This window comes from Streptomyces sp. NPDC090445 (assembly GCF_044769385.1).
GTDB lineage: Bacteria > Actinomycetota > Actinomycetes > Streptomycetales > Streptomycetaceae > Streptomyces.
Window position 1 is genome coordinate 17,495 of sequence record NZ_JBIVXV010000039.1, and the last position, 16,676, is coordinate 34,170.

General features: G+C 73.5%; 15 protein-coding genes. 8 read left to right on the top strand and 7 right to left on the bottom strand.

What is annotated here, in order from left to right; all coding sequences use genetic code 11:
• Positions 1-37 precede the first annotated feature (37 nt).
• From ACIQUT_RS36710 to ACIQUT_RS36735, 6 genes are all read left to right on the top strand, one after another.
• Entirely contained in the window at positions 38-2,437 is a 2,400-nt protein-coding gene (locus tag ACIQUT_RS36710) for a nitrate- and nitrite sensing domain-containing protein (RefSeq protein ID WP_403569612.1), read from the top strand.
• Positions 2,434-2,844: a roadblock/LC7 domain-containing protein gene (locus tag ACIQUT_RS36715; RefSeq protein ID WP_403569613.1), complete on the top strand. Its 411-nt coding sequence runs from the start codon at positions 2,434-2,436 to the stop codon at positions 2,842-2,844. Before ACIQUT_RS36710 ends, ACIQUT_RS36715 begins: the two co-directional genes overlap by 4 nt.
• Positions 2,844-3,329 carry a DUF742 domain-containing protein gene (locus ACIQUT_RS36720; RefSeq protein WP_403569615.1) on the top strand — a complete coding sequence of 162 codons (486 nt, stop codon included), beginning with the start codon at positions 2,844-2,846 and terminating at the stop codon, positions 3,327-3,329. The genes ACIQUT_RS36715 and ACIQUT_RS36720 overlap by 1 nt, the downstream gene beginning before the upstream one ends.
• A gap of 25 nt (positions 3,330-3,354) precedes the next feature.
• Positions 3,355-3,936, top strand: coding sequence for a GTP-binding protein (locus ACIQUT_RS36725; RefSeq protein WP_403569617.1), 582 nt, complete (start codon positions 3,355-3,357; stop codon positions 3,934-3,936).
• A 63-nt stretch (positions 3,937-3,999) separates the two neighbouring features.
• Complete coding sequence (locus ACIQUT_RS36730; protein ID WP_403569618.1) at positions 4,000-4,731, top strand: hypothetical protein; 732 nt, start codon at positions 4,000-4,002, stop codon at positions 4,729-4,731.
• 75 nt (positions 4,732-4,806) lie between these two features.
• Positions 4,807-5,640 carry an alpha/beta fold hydrolase gene (locus ACIQUT_RS36735; RefSeq protein WP_403569620.1) on the top strand — a complete coding sequence of 278 codons (834 nt, stop codon included), beginning with the start codon at positions 4,807-4,809 and terminating at the stop codon, positions 5,638-5,640.
• 31 nt (positions 5,641-5,671) lie between these two features.
• Here the strand turns inward: ACIQUT_RS36735 and ACIQUT_RS36740 are convergent, their stop codons facing one another.
• The 5 genes from ACIQUT_RS36740 to ACIQUT_RS36760 all read right to left on the bottom strand — a co-directional run bounded on the left by ACIQUT_RS36740 (position 5,672) and on the right by ACIQUT_RS36760 (position 10,713).
• Complete coding sequence (locus ACIQUT_RS36740; RefSeq protein ID WP_403569622.1) at positions 5,672-6,103, bottom strand: hypothetical protein; 432 nt, start codon at positions 6,101-6,103, stop codon at positions 5,672-5,674.
• Positions 6,104-6,189: 86 nt separating this feature from the next.
• On the bottom strand, positions 6,190-7,914 hold the full coding sequence (ctaD, locus tag ACIQUT_RS36745) for a cytochrome c oxidase subunit I (protein ID WP_403569624.1): 1,725 nt from the start codon (positions 7,912-7,914) through the stop codon (positions 6,190-6,192).
• 148 nt (positions 7,915-8,062) lie between these two features.
• Positions 8,063-9,376, bottom strand: a complete 1,314-nt coding sequence (locus tag ACIQUT_RS36750) for a globin domain-containing protein (RefSeq protein WP_403569626.1) — start codon at positions 9,374-9,376, stop codon at positions 8,063-8,065.
• 112 nt (positions 9,377-9,488) lie between these two features.
• On the bottom strand, positions 9,489-10,142 hold the full coding sequence (locus ACIQUT_RS36755) for a vitamin K epoxide reductase family protein (protein WP_403569628.1): 654 nt from the start codon (positions 10,140-10,142) through the stop codon (positions 9,489-9,491).
• Positions 10,123-10,713, bottom strand: a complete 591-nt coding sequence (locus ACIQUT_RS36760; RefSeq protein ID WP_403569629.1) for a hypothetical protein — start codon at positions 10,711-10,713, stop codon at positions 10,123-10,125. The genes ACIQUT_RS36755 and ACIQUT_RS36760 overlap by 20 nt, the downstream gene beginning before the upstream one ends.
• A 474-nt stretch (positions 10,714-11,187) precedes the next feature.
• On the opposite strand from ACIQUT_RS36760, the gene ACIQUT_RS36765 reads away from it, so the two are divergent.
• A complete protein-coding gene (locus ACIQUT_RS36765) occupies positions 11,188-12,357 on the top strand; it encodes an agmatine deiminase family protein (RefSeq protein WP_403569630.1) in 1,170 nt (389 codons plus the stop codon).
• A 63-nt stretch (positions 12,358-12,420) separates the two neighbouring features.
• Here the strand turns inward: ACIQUT_RS36765 and ACIQUT_RS36770 are convergent, their stop codons facing one another.
• Positions 12,421-12,636, bottom strand: coding sequence for a hypothetical protein (locus ACIQUT_RS36770; protein WP_403569632.1), 216 nt, complete (start codon positions 12,634-12,636; stop codon positions 12,421-12,423).
• 181 nt (positions 12,637-12,817) lie between these two features.
• On the opposite strand from ACIQUT_RS36770, the gene ACIQUT_RS36775 reads away from it, so the two are divergent.
• The gene (locus ACIQUT_RS36775) at positions 12,818-14,767 is read left to right on the top strand and encodes a hypothetical protein (protein ID WP_403569634.1); all 1,950 of its coding nucleotides are present in this window, start codon (positions 12,818-12,820) and stop codon (positions 14,765-14,767) included.
• On the opposite strand, the gene ACIQUT_RS36780 is transcribed toward ACIQUT_RS36775, so the two are convergent.
• Positions 14,748-16,667, bottom strand: coding sequence for a copper resistance CopC/CopD family protein (locus tag ACIQUT_RS36780; protein WP_403569636.1), 1,920 nt, complete (start codon positions 16,665-16,667; stop codon positions 14,748-14,750). The two genes, ACIQUT_RS36775 and ACIQUT_RS36780, sit on opposite strands and share 20 nt — an antisense overlap.
• Positions 16,668-16,676: the final 9 nt, after the last annotated feature.

Genomic DNA, 16,676 nt, shown 5'->3' on the forward strand with positions numbered 1-16,676 from the left:
GATGTCTTCCACAGAACCCGAAGGACCGGCAACACCCGTGACGCCCCGGCAGCGGCAGCCGCGGCGGCGGACGGTGCGGCTGCGCACCCTGCTCATCCTGCTGGCGGTGGCCCCCACCGTGGCCATGGGCACGCAGACCGTGCTGAACGCCGGACGGCTGCTGGAGCAGTCGGCGCACCTGCGGGCCGATGTGGCGGCCAGTGAGCAGATCGGCATACCGCTGTACACGCTCCTGGTCGACCTGCAGGCCGAGCGCACCGCGACGGCCGCCCGGTGGGCGGGCGTCTCCGGTTCCGAGGGGGAGCTGCGGCAGCGCCGCCTGGCCACGGACCGCGCCGCGGCCAACCTCCGCCGGGTGGCCGCCGATTCGACCGCGTCCCTCGGGGACGTGACCCGGCGCCTCGCCGACCTGCCGGGCTACCGGGAGCGCTCGGACGCCCGCACCGGAACCCCCGACCGCCTGCTCGCCTCCTACACCGGGGCGGTCAACGAGATCATCCGCGTGTACCAGCAGGAGTTCAGCCACTCCGAGGACGCCGACCTCACGCAGGCGAGCCGGCCCGTGGTGTCGATGCTCTCGGCCTCGGAGATGGTGGCGCGCGAGGACGCGGCCCTGGCCCTGGCCGGCCCGTCCCGGGAGCTGAGCGCCACCGGCTTCGACCAGTTCACCAGCTCCGTCGGGGCCCAGCGCTACCTGTACGAGACCTGGGTCGAGCCGTACCTGCCCGATCGGGACCGGCAGTTCTACGAGCGCATCGTCGCCTCCCCGGACTGGCAGACGAAGGTCCGCATCGAGAACGCGATCATCCACGAGAACAAGGACACCGACACCGGCATCAAGCTGCCCGCCGAGGTCAGCGGCTGGAGCGCGGCGCACAGCAACGTCTCGGTGCAGATGGCGACGCTCAACATCGACCGCGCGAAGGGCGTCATCGCCCTGGGCACGGCCAAGGCCGACGCGCTGCAGACCGAGGTCGCCTGGCTGATCGGCGGAAGCGGCGCCGGGCTGCTGCTGGTCGTGACCGTCGTCGTGCTGACCACCCGGTCGGTGCTGCGCCGGCTGGACGGCCTGCACCGGCGTACGGTGGCCGTCGCCGACCGGATCCTCCCGGACGTCGTGGCCCGCCTCGACAGCGGCCGACCCGTCGACGAGTCCGCCCTGCCGACGGTCCGGGGGCAGCGGGACGAGGTGGGGCGGATCAACGACGCGTTCGCCCGGGTCGTCGCCGTGTCCGTGGACGGTCACCGGCAGCTCGCGGCCGAACGCCACGGCTTCGGCGCGTTCGCCTCCGGCATCGCCTCGCGCACCGGGAACCTGGTGAGCCGCCAGCTCGCCCTCACCGAGGACATCCAGGACGCCTTCGGCCACGACGAGGCGCTGCTCGCCCAGCTGATGCGCTCCGACCAGCTGACGGTCGGCATGCGCCGCCAGATCGAGAACCTGCTCATCCTGTCGGGCGGCGAGATCCCCGACCCGCACACCGAGCCCATGCGCATCGCGGACCTGCTGCGCGAAGCCGCCGCAGAGGTGGAGGACTTCCGGCGGGTCGAGCGGCAGGCGCTGGACGAGGCCAGCGTGGAGCCGCAGTTCATCAGCCAGATCAGCCACCTGCTGGCGGAGCTGCTGGACAACGCCACCCGCTTCTCCCCGCCCCGCTCGAAGGTGGCGATCCGCGCCGAACTGGCCGCGGACGGACTGTCGGTGGAGATCGAGGACCGCGGGCCGCGCGTCGCCGGCTATCTCTACGAGGAGATGAACCGGCGCCTGCACACCGCGCCGCCGTACGCCGTCCTCGCCGAGAACGCGCACCGGCTCGGCCTGTTCGTGGTCGGGCACCTCGCCGACCAGCTCGGTGCCACGGTCACGCTGCGGCGCTCGGTGTACGGGGGCACCTCGGCGGTCGTGGTGCTGCCGGGCAAACTCCTCGTCCCGGCGGCCGCATCCGCATCCGCTTCCGCGTCCGAGCCGGAGCCGGTGGCGGTGGCGGCGCGTGAGCCCGCGCCCGCCGCCGCCCTGGAGCGCGCCCCCGAGGCTGCCGCCGCCCTCGTCCCGGCCCCCGCGCTGACGTCCGTACCGGCCATCGCACCGGCCTCCGATCCGGCGCCCTCAGCAGCGTCCGTGACCGGGCCGCGGGCGGCCGATCCGGCGCCGCTGCCCACCGCCGCCGGGCTGCCGAGCCGCCGCCGGCCCGAGCTGCCGGCCACCGCACGGAGCGGCGGCGAGCCGCGCCCCGCCCTGCCCGGGCGGGAGCCGCGCCCCGCCCTCCCCGAGCGCGTCCCGCAGACCCACATGACGGAACGGCTGCGCGGACCGCGGACGCCGGAGAAGGCCGCCGCACCGGACCCGGCCACGCCCGAAGAGGTGGCCGACGCCTGGGCGGACTACGAACACGGAACCCAGACAGTGGAAGAAGAGCTCCGACAGGATCAGCCATGACGACGACACAGAACGACATGATCTACAGCGTCCTGGACAACAACCTGACCAGGATCGCCGGCATCCAGGGCGCCGTGCTCCTGTCCAACGACGGGATCGGGCTGAGTGCCTACCTGCTCGAGCGGGACCAGGCGGAGCGCATCGCCGCCGCCTGCTCCGGGATCGCCTCCACCATGAAGGCGATCTCCCGGGAGATCGACGGCGGCCGGGTGATCCGCCAGCTCGTCGAGATGGACGACCGCTACCTCTGCATCGTGGGGTGCGGGGAGGGCAGCACCCTCATCGTCGTGACCTCCCGCAAGGCACGGCTGGGAGAGCTGGGCGGCGAGGCCGTACGGACCGCCCAGGCGCTCGGCGAATGGCTGGGCACGCCGGAGCGCGCGCAGGCGCAGCCTCCGGCGTCGTAATGCCGGACGACGTCACGGACACGGCAGCGGACGACGAACCGATCGACCCGACGGACCTGTTGGACCTGTCGGACCCGACGGACCCGTCCGAGCCGGAAGAGCCCGCGGAACCCGGGGAGCCGCCGCGCGTGCGGCGGCCCCGGGGCCGCCGGCGGACGCGGCTGTACGCCCTCACCGACGGCCGTACCGCCGCCTCGTGCACCGTCCTCACGATGGATACCACGATCACGGCGGCGGTCGCCGAGGACGCCTGGAGCGGGCTGCCCAGCGAGTGGCGGGCCGTCCTGGCCATGTGCGTGCCGCCGGACGGGCGCGCGGTCGCCGAGATCGCGGCCCGCATGCACATCCGCCTCACCCCGATGACGATGCTCCTCGGCGAACTCGCGGACCGCGGGCTGATCCACCACCAGCCGCCCCTGGAAGGCGCCGAGTCCACCAATGTCCACCTGCTCATGAGAATCAGGGACAACCTTGCCCGGATATGACCACCCTGCTCGGCAGGGGGCCGCCATGAAGATCCTCATCGCCGGGGGGTTCGGGGTCGGCAAGACCACCCTCGTCGAGACGGTCTCCGAGATCGAACCGCTGCGCACGGAGGAGCGGCTGACGGCTGCGGGCGTGGGCGTCGACGACCTCGACGGCATCGAGTCCAAGGCGGGCACCACCGTCGCGATGGACTTCGGCCGGATCACGCTCACCGACGCCGGCGTGGTGCTGTACCTGTTCGGCACGCCGGGCCAGGAGCGCTTCTGGTTCATGTGGGACGACCTGCTGAGCGGGGCACTCGGCGCGATCGTCCTCGTGGACACCCGCCGCCTGGACCGCAGCTTCGCGGCCGTCGACTTCTTCGAGAGCCGCGGCCTGCCGTTCGTGGTCGGCGCCAACTGCTTCCACGGCGAACAGCCCTACACCGCGGAGGAGATCGCGGCGGCCCTCCACCTGCGCAACCCCGACACGCCCGTGCTGATGCTCGACGCCCGCGAACGCGACGACGTCCGCAGCGTCCTGCTCGCCCTGCTGGACCTGCTCATCGCCACGGCCGACGCAGCCCCCGGCCCGGCCCCGGCGAAGATCCCCGCGGCGGCCCGCTGAGCAACAACGGACGGGACCTTTGCATAGGCTCGCTCCGGCGCCCCTATGACCGAGGAGGACCCCATGAACCCCGCCGGGGAAGGGCTACAGCAGTTGGACGCGATCAGCGTCCTCAACGCGAAGACGACACTCGTGCAGCTCCTCGTCCGGGCGGGGGTCCACCCCGGTGACGCGGGCGAGCTGATCGGGGTCGTCGAGGCCGGCACGCTCGCGGTCGCCCACACCCGGATCAGCGGGCAGGGGGGTACCGCCCCGACGGAGAAGGGCGAGCTCTACGCGTCCGGCTGGCTCGACGGCGCCCGCGCCGTCGCCGACGAGCTCGGCGGCATCGCGGAACGGGCGCTGAGGGACGCGGTCGGCGCGGATGCGTCGGCGGACGCCCTGGACGCGCGTCCCCCCGCCGGGAGGATGGAGCTGGAGCGGGCGAAGGTCGCGGTGCTGCCGCTCTACCTCTCGTTCACGGCGGTCTCCGACCTCGATCCCGAGGTCTCGGAGCAGGTGCTCACCGCCGTGCTCGGCACGCTGACCACCCGGCAGCGCACCGGGTACGCGGGGCAGCTGACGCGGTTCGCCGACGCCCACCGCGCGCGCCTGGAGCGGATGTACGCGGAGTACGGGCCCGGCAGCACCATCGCGATCCACGGCCGGTACTCCCTGCTCCACTCCCCCACCAGCATCGCCGTACTGGAACGGCTCCTCACGGCGGCGACGGCGCTGCGGGAGGAGTGGGACGCCGCCGAGCTGCCGCCCGCCTGGCTCGAAGGGCTGACCACGGCCTGGGGCACGCCCGCCTGACCACGGGCCGCAGCGCGGGACGGTGGTGTGGCCCGACGCCGGACAGGGGGCCGGTGGAGCGGCGATACTCTTCCCGTGAAGTCGATCTACCGGAGCGAACAGGGTGAAGAGGCCGTCCGCCGTTGGTGCCTGGACCGGCTCGAGGGCTGGCGGCGACCGCACGAGCGGGCCGAGGCCACCGCGGGCGGCGCCCGCACCCACCTCGTGACCGCCGGCTCGGGCCCGGTCACCGTCGTCTACGTCCCGGGGACGAACTTCAACGCCGCCGTCTCCCTCCCGCTCGCCGACGCCCTGTGCGCGGCCGGCCACCGGGTCGTCCTACCCGACGTCCCCGGGCAGCCCGGGCTCAGCTCGGGCGCGCGCGAGCCGGCGGGCGGCCGGCTGTCCTGGTACGGGGACTGGCTCGGCGATGTGCTGGAGGCGGCCGGGACGGCCGGGACCGGCTCGGTGACCGTCATGGGGCACTCCTTCGGCGCGGCCGTCGCCCTCTCCTGCCCCTCGCCCCGCGTCGGGCGGCTCGTCCTGCTCTCCCCCGGCGGCTTCGGCCGGCTGCGTCTGACGCCCCGCCTCCTGGCCGCGTCCGCCGGCTGGTACCTGCGTCCCGGCCCGGCCCGGAGCGCCCGGCTCCTGCGCGCCATGGGCGCCCCGGGGTACGCGCCGCGCGCCGACCTGGTGGAGTGGATGACGCTGGTGGCCCGCCATGCGCGGTCGAGCGGGGCTCCGGGGCTCGCCGAGGCCCGCCGGAAGGTCGCGTACCGGGTGGTCACGGGGGCCCACGACACGTTCCTGCCGCCGCACCGGCTCGGCCCGGCGGTGCGGGCCCGGCTCGGCGCGGGGCTCGACGTCGTGCCGGACGCCGGGCACCTCCTGGTCGAGGAGCGCCCCGACCTGGTGGCCGCGCTGGTCTGACCGGCGCCCGCCACCCTGAGGTGCCGTACCGTCACCGGCCGGCCAGGAGCACCGCGGCCGCCGTACCGGGGAGGACGGTGGCCGCGGCCAGGGCCCAGGCGACCCGTACGCGCCCCGGCCTGCGGCCCGCGGCCACCCACTGCACGCAGCCCAGTTCCGCCCAGCGGCGGGCCTCCTCCCGCTGTTCCGTGCCGTGCTGGGCCCGGCCGTGGAGGAGCAGGGCCGCCGATGATGCGGCTCCCGCACCCGCCACGGCGGCCACGAGCGCCCAGGGCGCCGCGGCCAGCAGCAGGGGGACGATGAGCGCCGCGGTTCCCCAGCCGGTCAGGCAGGCCGCGGCCGCCGTCCGGCGCGATGCGGGGCGGTCGGCGCCCGCGCGTACGTCCGCGATCGCGGGGACGTACCAGACGCAGCCGGAGGCGCAGAGGACCGCGACGGCGAGTGCCGGAACTGCATGGGACATGAGCACCTCTCCCTGGGAGTCCGTGGGCCGGCGGATACCGGATGCCGGCCGGATGCCGGATGCCGGATGCCGGATCCGGCTCCCGCTCAGCGGTGGGCCGAATCGAGGGCGGCGATCTCCGGGTGGTGGAGGTCGAACGCCGGGGACTCGGACCGGATCCGGGGCAGGGAGGTGAAGTTGTGCCGCGGCGGCGGGCAGGCGGTCGCCCATTCGAGCGAACGGCCGTAGCCCCACGGGTCGTCGACCTCGACCTTCCTGCCGTACTTGGCGGTCTTCCACACGTTGTAGAAGAACGGCAGGAGCGACAGCCCGAGCAGGAACGATCCTGCGGTGGAGAGGGTGTTGAGGGCGGTGAAGCCGTCGGCGGCGAGGTAGTCCGCGTACCGGCGCGGCATGCCCTCGGCGCCCAGCCAGTGCTGGACGAGGAAGGTGAGGTGGAAGCCCGTCGTGAGGGTCCAGAAGGTGATCTTGCCGAGGCGCTCGTCCAGCATCCTGCCCGTGAACTTCGGCCACCAGAAGTGGAAGCCGGCGAACATCGCGTACACGACGGTGCCGAAGACCGTGTAGTGGAAGTGCGCGACGACGAAGTACGAGTCGGAGAGGTGGAAGTCCATCGGGGGCGAGGCCAGGATGACGCCGGTCAGCCCGCCGAAGACGAAGGTGATCAGGAAGCCGACCGTCCACAGCATCGGTGTCTCGAAGGACAGCGAGCCCTTCCACATGGTGCCGATCCAGTTGAAGAACTTCACCCCGGTCGGGACCGCGATCAGGAAGGTCATGAAGGAGAAGAACGGCAGCAGCACACCGCCGGTGACGTACATGTGGTGCGCCCACACCGTCACGGACAGGCCGGCGATCGCGATCGTCGCGGCGATCAGGCCGATGTAGCCGAACATCGGCTTGCGCGAGAAGACCGGGATGACCTCGCTGACGATGCCGAAGAACGGCAGCGCCAGGATGTACACCTCGGGGTGGCCGAAGAACCAGAACAGGTGCTGCCACAGCAGGGCCCCGCCGTTGGCGGGGTCGAAGACGTGGGAGCCGAACTTGCGGTCGCATTCGAGCGCGAAGAGGGCCGCGGCCAGCACCGGGAAGACCATCAGGACCAGCAGTGACGTGAGCAGCACGTTCCAGGTGAAGATCGGCATCCGGAACATCGTCATGCCCGGGGCCCTCATGCACAGGATCGTGGTGATGAAGTTGACGGCGCCCGCGATGGACCCGAAGCCGGACAGCGCCACGCCCATGATCCACATGTCGGCGCCGAGCCCCGGAGAGTGCACCGAGTCCGACAGCGGCGCGTAGAGGAACCAGCCGAAGTCGGCGGCGCCCTGCGGGGTGAGGAAGCCGAAGGCCGCGATGAGCGACCCGAAGAGGAACAGCCAGAAGGCGAGCATGTTCAGCCGCGGGAACGCCACGTCCGGCGCGCCGATCTGCAGCGGCATGATCCAGTTGGCGAAACCGGTGAACAGCGGCATCGCGAACATCAGCAGCATGATCGAACCGTGCATGGTGAACGCCTGGTTGAACTGCTCGTTCGACATGATCTGCGTGCCCGGGCGGGCCAGTTCCGCACGCATCATCAGCGCCATGACGCCGCCGATGATGAAGAACGCGAACGCGCTCACGAGGTACATCGTGCCGATCCGCTTGTGGTCGGTGGTCGTCAGCCACTCGACCCACGAGGCGCGCCGTACCGTTCCGCCTCCGGTCCCGGTCCCGGTTCCGGTTCCGGTTCCGGTTCCGGTTGTCGCGCCTGGCGCGGTCTCCGGCCCCGCGCTCGCCGTCTGCTTCGTCCCTGTCACGTCCACCGGACGCTGCCCTCCCTGTAGCTGTACCCATGGCGAACCGGGAGGTGCCGCATGCAAAGGGGAATCGGCACCCCCGGGCGCCGCCCCATGATCCGCGCAGGGGAAGGGAGTCCGGCAGGGCCGAACAGTCCCTCCGTCCCCGCCGCGATCAGGGCCGTATGGCCCCCTGCGAGTGCCGTACGGCACGGGTCGGCGCGGGCCCGGGGTGCGGATACTGGTCGAGGTGGACGGTGCCCGCACCCGTGACCGGGTCGTGGCGGATCCGGTCGGACGGCACGTCCATGGCGGCCAGCTGCCTCGCCGTGGCGGAGACCATGGCGGGCGGGCCGCTGACGTAGGCGAGGTGCCCGGACCAGTCGCCGCCCCGGGCGACGGCCTCCGCCACGGAGGACCGGTCGGCGCCGGCGGCGCCCTCGCCGATGACCGGGACCACGCGCAGCCACGGGCAGCGGTCCTCCAGCCCGGCCAGGGCCGGCGTGTCGTACAGGTCGTCGAGCGTGCCCGCCCCGAGGAACAGGTGGGTCCGGCGCGGCCGGGGCCCCCGCTCCAGTTCCTCCAGCAGCGCCTTGGCGGTGGCCCAGCCGGTCCCTGCCGCGACGATCAGAACGTCCCGGTCCGGCGCTCCGTCCACGGTCATGGTCCCCTGGGCGGGGCCGATCCGCAGCGGATCGCCGGTGCCGGTGTGCGCCACGAGCGCCTCGGCCACGTCGTCCGTGCCGTCGCTGCGGATGTGGAACTCCAGCTCGCCGTCGGGGCGGGGTGCGCAGGCGAAGGAGTGGGGCCGCCAGGCGTGCGGCAGGCGCGGCGTCTGGAGATGGGCGTACTGCCCGGCGCGGTAGGGGTACGGCTCGGCGGTGCGTACGCGGACCACGGCGAGGTCCGGCCCGCACAGCCGGTGCCCGGTCACCACCCCGTTCCAGTAGGGCGGTTCGGCCAGCGCCTGTTCGGCCCCGGCCACCATGGCCGCGACCGCGAACCGCAGCATCCGCAGCCACGCCTGCTCCAACTCTCGGCTCCAGCCCCCGCCCGCGTACCCGCGCAGCGCCTCGACGAGGGACGCCTCGAAGACCTCGTAGTGCACCGGCCGCACGCCCAGCTTGCGGTGGTCGCGGCCCAGCCGGGCGCAGAACGCGGCCAGCGCGTCCGGCTGGTGCAGGTTGTCGATGAGGTAGCGCAGCGCCTGCTCCAGGTGGGCGCGCTGGAACGCCATCGAGTCCGGGAACAGGCCGCGGAGATAGGGGTGGTGCTCGAACATGGCGTCGTAGAGACGGTCGATGAGCTCCCCGGAGGGACTCACCAGCGGCAGGTTCGAGGTGATCAGGCGCTGGTCCGCGGCCCCGTCGTAGGAGTCCGGGTGCGGGCGGGCCGCGGCGGGCTGCCGGGCCGGGGCCATCAGCTGCCGCCGCAGCCGCATCGCGTCCTGCCGCGCCAGGAGCGCGTGGTAGTTGTCGTACTGGTTCACGTCGTGTGCTTCTTCCGGTTGTGCTTGCCTCCTTGCCGCCCGCGTTCTCCGGGCGGAGGCCGACAGGCCCTCCCCGCGCACCCTCCGTGCATCGCCGCCGATCGGGATAACGTCACAGCAGCGTCTCCCAGTACGCCTGGAAGCGGGTGGCGATGAGCAGCACGATGACCCCGTACCAGGTGACCGGCACGACCCAGTGGAACTCCTGAACGCCGCTGACCAGTGCGCGGGGAGCCCGGATGACGCCGTGCCGGAGATTGTGCACCGTGGTGTACCAGAACATGGCGATGGTGGCCGCCCACGCCAGGCAGCACCACAGGCACAGCGCCCCGATCCCGTACAGGGCCTGGCTCATCAGCCACATGCAGAAGCCCGCGCCCAGGAGCGTCCCGAGATTCAGCCCGGCCCAGAACCACCGGCGGTGGCCGGCGCCCGCGAGCAGGCCGAACCCGATCGCGACGACCGCCGCGTACGCGGCGAGACCGATCACGGGATTGGGGAAGCCGAACACGGACGCCTGCCCGCTGCGCATCACGTCGGCGCAGGACAGCACCGGGCTGAGGTTGCACGAGGGGACGAAGTCCGGGTCGCGCAGCAGCTCGAACTTGTCGAGGGTGATCACGAACGAGGCGAGGAGCCCGGCCGCCCCGGTGACGATCAGCAGCCAGGCGAAGCCGCGGCCCGCGCCGATCACACCGGGCCGGGCGGCGACGCCCTCCCGGCGGGTGCGCACCTCGGCCGTGCGGTCATGCAGGGTGCCGGACATCGCCACCGTCCCCCCTCGCCGCCGTACCGACGGGAGCACGCCCCGCACTCCCCCCGCCGCCCGCACTCCCCACCGCGCGGAGGTGCCGGAGGGAGCCCCGGTCCCGGGTCGCCCCCTCGGGCCAGACCACGTCCACCGGCAGGCCGCGGGCCCGGGCATAGGCCACCAGGTGCGCGGTGGCGTCCCGGCCGTCGGACGGCGAACCGTCCCACACGGCCAGCAGCCGACGGCTGGTCCGGATCATCCACTCGTCGGCGCCGATACACGCGCCGCGGTCGTCCGGATCGAATTCCACCAGGCCCGCCCGGTCGGCGAGTACGAGCAGCTCGCCCGCCGCGGTGCGGTCACGCTGCGGCAGCGGGGCGGGCACCGCCCCCTCGGCCGCGAGCAGCACCACCAGCCGCCCGCCCGCCTCGTGCACGGCGCGCCCGAACGCCACCGGCAGCCCCGCACCCGCGCGGACCACCGCGGTGGCGTTCCCCGCCCAGCGCTCGACCCGTGCCCGCACCTCGGACTCCACCAGTTCGAGCGTGTCCGGGCACAGATCGGCATGACCCACCGCCGCGATCATCCGCCCGCTCGCTTCCCCGCCATCCGGCGCCGCCTCCACTCGTCCCGCGTACGAACGGGTCCGCGCGCCGTCACCGACGGGCGGACCCGAATCACGAGTGAACACGCGGACCCACCGGGCCGAGAAGGGCCCGAACGTCCCCGGCCCCATCCCCTCGGGGGCCGAACGTCCCTGGTCCGGATGCGGGGCCCCGCCCATGGGACCGGCTGCTGCCGGTTGACGCGGTGGATTCCGCCGCTGGCGCCGCCGCCGCCGCTGCCGACGCTCCGACGGACGCCTCGCAACTTGACTGAAAATTCAGTCAGTGCCAGAGTGGGCGGCACGCGGCCGTCCCGCATTCCCGCCGAACGGCCGATCGCGGGGTCGGCGCGCACTCTTGCCATGAGGAGCCCGGGGGGCTTCGCCCCTTGCCGCACCCCCGTGCCCGCCCCGGCCGGACCCATGCGTTCCGCCGGTCCACGATCGGAGTCCCCCGTGTCGAACCTGCGTCCCACGCGCCGGACCGCCCTCCACGCCCTCGCCGGGCTCGGTGCCCTCGTCTTCGGCGCCGCGGCCTGCGGGCCCGCCGAGACCGCCCTGCGCTCCGGCTCCCCGGCCGGATCCTCCTCGTCGGCGCCCGGCGGCGGACCGAAGCGCCGCCTCGGCGCCGAGTGGGAGAGCCACACCCGGACCTTCATGTCCTGGCCCGCCCTCGCCGCGGGCGTGTGGGAGGAGGACCTGCGCTACGTCCGCGAGGACATCGCCCGCATCGCCCGCGCCGTGGGCGAGTACGAGGCCGTGGCCATGATGGCCCGCCCCGACCAGGTGGCGGCCGCCCAGCGGGCCTGCGGCTCGCAGGTCGAGGTCATCCCGCTGGCCGTCGACGACCTCTGGGCCCGCGACACCGTCCCCGTCTTCGTCGAGGACGGCGGCAAGGTCACCGGCGTCGACTTCAACTTCAACGGCTGGGGCAACAAGCAGGAGCACACCAACGACGCCAAGGCGGGGAGCGCCCTGCTGGAGCAGTACCGGATCCCGCGGGTGCAGGCCCCGCTGGTCGCGGAGGGCGGCTCCTTCGAGCCCGACGGCGAGGGCACCCTGCTGATCACCGAGAGCTCGATCGTCAACGACAACCGCAACAAGGGGAAGTCGCGCGACACCGTCGAGGCCGAGCTCAAGCAGACCCTGGGCGTCGAGAAGGTGATCTGGCTGGCCGGCGTACGCGGCGAGGACATCACCGACGCCCACGTCGACAGCCTCGTACGGTTCACCGCACCCGGCGTGGTCCTGCTGGACCGCGCGCACCCGAGCACCCCGCCGGACTCCTGGTCCCGCTCCGCCGACCAGGCGAAGTCCGTCCTGTCGAAGGCGACGGACGCCCGCGGCCGGCGCTTCGAGGTCATCGACCTCCCCCAGCCCGACCTGGACCGGATCACGGGCCGGGGCGACGACTTCGTCTCCACCTACGCCAACTTCTACATCGCCAACGACGCCGTGTTCATGCCCCGGTTCGGTGACCGCAAGGCCGACGACCGGGCCCGCTCCATCCTCCGGGAACACTTCCCGAAGCGCGACGTCGTCCCGGTCGTCATCGACACCATCGCCTCGGGCGGCGGCGGCATCCACTGCTCCACCCATGACCAGCCCGGCAAACCGGCCGCCTGACGCACCGCCCCGCCCTCCCCTGCCCGGCCCCGCCCCGCCCCGCCGCGGACGTGGGCTGCCGGGTCAGTCCCGGTCGAGGAAGGCGCTGACGAGCTCGACGACTTCGGCCGTCCTCTCGAAGACGGCCATGCGGCCGCTCTCCAACTCGGCGTACTCGCTGTGGCTAAGCCACCACCGCGCTGACCGAACATCCCTCCCCTCCCCGTGCGCCGCACCGGCCGGGACCCCGGCGACGACGCGCGGCCGATCCCGGGCCGGCCGGCCACGGGCACCATCCATGCCACCGGCCTGAGCGCCGAGCCGCCGCGAGATCAAGATCACGATTGGGCGGGTTCGGCGGGAAACGCCCTGGCGGGCCTCCCGCCCGGGACCGGTACCGGTGCGGTCCGGCCGCCGCGCTGTCAGACCCGCGTGGTGCACTGTTCTTGATCCCGAGAACGACCATGGGGAGGGGTATTCCGTGGGAGCCCGTCGATACGACGCACCGCACGAAGAAGTCCACCGGGCGGCGGTGGCCGCCGCCGACCTGCTGCGTCGCCTGGCTGCGGAACAGGGAGGGGGCACGCCTCCGCTGCCCGCCGACGCCGAGGTCGTGCGCTTCCTGGGGCGTACGCACCCGAACCGGTACCCCAAGGCCGTCGGCCGCCCCGAGTGGCTGGCCGAGGCGTGGCGCCGGTGCGGCCCGCCGGCGGACTGCGACCCGCCGGGTCTGCCCCGCCCGGCGTCTCGGGCCGACGGGGCCGCGGCGCTGGAGCAGCTGCGGCAGGACGTGGCGGCGGGCGATCCCGCCGCCCACCGCCGTTCGTCCCACCTCCAACGGCTGTCGGCGGCCTACGAGGCCGGGACGCTCCGGGCCGCGGAGATCGTCGAGGCGTTCCCGGCGCGCTGGACGATGCAGCTCCGCCCGCTGTCCGACCGCGACCGGACGCGCCAAGCCTTCGAAGGGGAACTGCGGACGCACCTCGCGGACTCGCTGGGGACCGACCCGGAAGCCTGGCTCAGGCTGCTCACCACCGTTGACGTCCTGTGCCGGCCCGAAAGCAAGGGCCCGGACAGGCTGCTCGGCTGGCCGGCGCTGGTGCAGCGGTCCCTGGATGCCGAGGCGGCCGCCCCGGCCCGCCTGCTGCCCGACCGTGCGCCGACGGGCCGCAAGGTCGAGGACCAGCTGTTCCGCGCCCTGTGGTGGTGGCCGGCGGGCGAGGTGCTCCGCCGGTGCGACGCCGACGTCCTGGACGTCCTCATGCCCGAACTGCCGCCGGAAACGGGCACGCTGCTGGCGCAGTACCTCGTCGCAGTGCGCCGCGGCACGCCCAGAGGAGTCCTGGAGCACCTCCGGCGCAGCCGGAACCGGGAAGCCCTGCTGGTGATCGCCCGCGGTGTCGACCTGACCCGGGGCACCGCGCTGCGGCTCCTGGAATGCGGCGATCCGGAGATCCACCTCGCCGTCCTGGACCTCCATTTCCACATCGGCGCCGAGGAACGCCGCGCAGTCGTCGCCGACCCGTCGGTGCCGCTCGCGCCGCACGTCGACCGCATCCCGTGGAACGCGCTCCCCGACTGCCTCCACGCCGGCGAACCGGAACTCATCGAGGCGGCGTTCGCCAGCAGCCACCTGTCGACGTTCAAAATGCCGGAGCAGCTGACGGGCTGCCTCAACCTGCTGCGGCACGCGGGCCCGGCCCGGCTGTCGGCACTGCTCGCCACCGGCCGCGTGGGCCCGGCCGTCACCCGCATCTGCGAGAAGGCGCTGGCCGCCGCCGACCCGTCGGCCGCCCTCCGCAGCCGGGTGGAGAAGGAGCTGACCACGCCGAAGCTCGCCTCGCGCCTGCGCCGCCTCGGCCCGCAGGCCGGCGCGAACGCCGCCGACCGGTTGATGGCGCTGTTCCCGAACGCCGACTGGAGCCATCTGGAAGCCGAGCACGCCCGCGAGCCGTTCCGGTACTGGCCCCAGATGGTCAACCGCCCCGGTACGCCGCCCGGCGTGGCGGCCCGCCACATCGACGCGGTACGCCGCGACCACCGCCGGCACCGCTCCTACGCGGAGCACTGGATCACGGACAAGGACGCGTTCCGCTCCGGGCTCGGCTACCGCGCCGATCACGACGAGGGCACCGGAGAACTCGACGACCTGCTGACGAAGGGGCTCGTCACCCCCGACGACCTGTTGCGGCACGTGGGACACGGCCCGTGCGTACTGCGCCACCTCGGCGACGCCCGGTGCCGTCCGGACGCCCCTCCCCAGATCGCGGAAGCGGTGGAGGAGCTCACGGCACTGGTCCGCGAGCACCTGCCGGCGGCGGACGACGCGGCCTGGCAGCGGTTGTACCGGCGGCTGGCGGGACGCGACCCGCACCACCCGGAGCGCGGCACGATCGAGGAACTCCTGACCCTCACGGCGACGACGACGTGATGCGGACGGTCTCGCGGACGGTGACCTGGTCGATCTCCGTGGTGCGCACCGTCACGTTCATGGTCCACTCCCCCGGCATGGGCAGCCGCAGGTCGTAGGCGGCCCAGTACCCCTTCTGGTCCTTGAGCCGGGCGTCGATCGGGCCGATGTCCAGTTCGTCCTGGGTGAGGCTGAGCCGGAGTTCGCGAACGGTCGCGAGGCCGCCGTCCGCGGTGAACACCACTGCTTCGACGGTGTTCTCGCCGACGCGTCCCGGCGCCAGCGTGATCTGCACCGTGCCCTGGTGGTTGGCCGTCCCCATGTCGAAGGGGACCATGACCACCTTCACCTGCGGCTGCTGCGCCGCGGCCGCCGAGATCCTCTCGCCCGCGGCGCGGCTGGGCTGGGTACCGGTGAGCAAGGTCGTGATCGCCAGGACCACGGCGCTGAGTGCGGCCTCGACGGCCACCGTACGGCGCAGGCTGCGCCGGTACCCGTCGGTCTCGGCACCGGGCGGCTCGGGACGGCCGGCACCGGGCGGCTCGGGACGGCCGGCACCGGGCGGCTCGGGACGGACGTCGCCGGGCGGGTCCGTCGGCACCGGGGAAGCCGGCCCGCCGACCGTCTGCGCGACCTTCACCGGCTCGGGCGCGGGCTCTGGCGCAGGCTCGGGCACGGGTACCGTCAGCGTCTCCGCCGCCGGAGGCGCCGCGTGAACGAGGCGGGCGGTCCAACGCCGTGAGAAGGAGGCCACCCACAGCACGAGGACCACGGCAGCAATCTTCACGATGAGGGTCCTTCCGAACGACGTGGTGGACAGGGCCTCCCAGGAGCCGACCTGCCGCCAGGACTGGTACACCCCGGTGCCGACCAGGACGGCAACGGCGGTGAACGCCAGCGTGGAGAAGCGGCCGACGGCGGACGCCGGGACGACAGGGCTGCCCGGCCCCCGGCTCCGCAGCAGGACCACCAGCGTGATCAGGCCGCCCAGCCAGACCCCCATGGCCAGCAGGTGCAGGACGGCGGCGGGGACGGCGAGCGGCACCTGGATGCCGGCGGCGGCGTGCTCGGCGGCGGCCCAGGTGAACGCCAGCCCGAGGGCGAGCACCGCCCCGGCCCAGCGGACCCGGGCACCTTGGAGTGCGGCCGGCCGCCTCAGCAGCACCGCGGCCGCGGCGAGCAGCACGAGCCGGACGATCAGCGCTCCCCCGGGCCTCCCGGTGACGGTCCGGCCCATCTGGGACAGGTCGAACGCCGATGCCGGCTGGCCCCCCGTCTCGTACGGGCCGCGCAGCAGCAACAGCACCACGGTGGACAGCGCCAGCGTCACCCACCCGGCAGCCAGCAGCCTGCGCACCGGACGGTCCGCCCCCGCGGTGGGCCAGCACACCAGGACGAACGCGGCGGCGCCGACGAGGAGCGCAAGCCCGCTGTAGGCGGTGTAGCGGAAGAAGCCGTAGAGGCGGCCGACGGCCGTGTCGTCCAGTGATCCTGTCGGCACGACGGCGGCGGTCCCGGACGGCTTGCCGACGGAGAAGACGAACGCGCCGGAGATCGGGTGGCCGTCGGCGGAGACGACCCGCCAGGCCACCGTGTAGGTGCCCTGGGGCAGATCGTCGGACAGCTCCACCCGACCGGTGTTGTCCTTGCCGTCCGCGTGCTGCGCCGGGCGGGGGTTCACCCGCTCGTTGTCCGGCGACAGCACCCTCACCGAGTCCTCGGAGAAGCCGACCGACTCGGTGAAGGTGAGCGTGACCTGCTTCGGCGCCGCCTTGAGCACGGCGCCGTCCGCAGGGTCGGAGCCGCTGAGTCCGGCATGCGCGAAAGCCGTGCCCGCCCCGCCGATGACCAGGGCGAACACGGCGGCGACCAGCGCCAGGACAGTCAGTGACGCCCTGGCAGGAGGCGATCCGGTGTGCATGACCAGGCA